Source organism: Streptomyces sp. WG5, assembly GCF_049974565.1.
Lineage (GTDB): Bacteria > Actinomycetota > Actinomycetes > Streptomycetales > Streptomycetaceae > Streptomyces.
On record NZ_JBNGGC010000189.1, the window covers coordinates 1 to 555 of the forward strand.

The window sequence follows — 555 nt, forward strand, 5'->3', positions numbered from 1 at the left end:
AAGATTCATAACGGTTTGAAACTTGATTTCCGCCCCAAAAATCTCCAGCTTCACAAAACTGTCGCGCGGCTTGTTTTATTCAGTGATCCCAATAGAGCGTTTTCCGGCTAAGTGGACTTCCGGTTAGCCGTGAGAAAACGCTCTAAAATATAACTTAGCGCGTATTCTGATCGCAAAACCGGTACCCACTTTTGCGGAATACGCGCCTGTTGACCTTCGCGCCTCAATCGGAGACGTTGCCGCGGGACAAGGGTATGGGACGGCGCACCACCATGACGCGGACTTCGGCAATTCTCGTCGGCCTCTTTGCGGGCCTGATCGTGCTGGCGACGCCTGGCCTGTCGCGGGCCGAGCCTGTGACGGTTGCAACGCCTAGACATGGGTTGACTGCAGAAGAATTTTCCGCGCAGAGCCGCAGGATCATTCGCCGCGCGCCCCGGCGAGTTCCGATCTATCGGGGCTCAAGCTATCCGGGCCCGAATTCGGTGCGGGTTTGCAACGCTCATTACGAGCAGGAATACCGCCCGAGCGGGACGGTGATCGTTCCGCGCATGC

The 555-nt window shown here is 57.1% G+C and carries 1 protein-coding gene; it reads left to right on the plus strand.

What is annotated here, in order from left to right; translation table 11 throughout:
- Positions 1-254: 254 nt before the first annotated feature.
- A partial coding sequence (locus ACP4IX_RS36550) for a hypothetical protein (protein WP_426558992.1) occupies positions 255-555 on the plus strand: 301 nt, incomplete at its 3' end.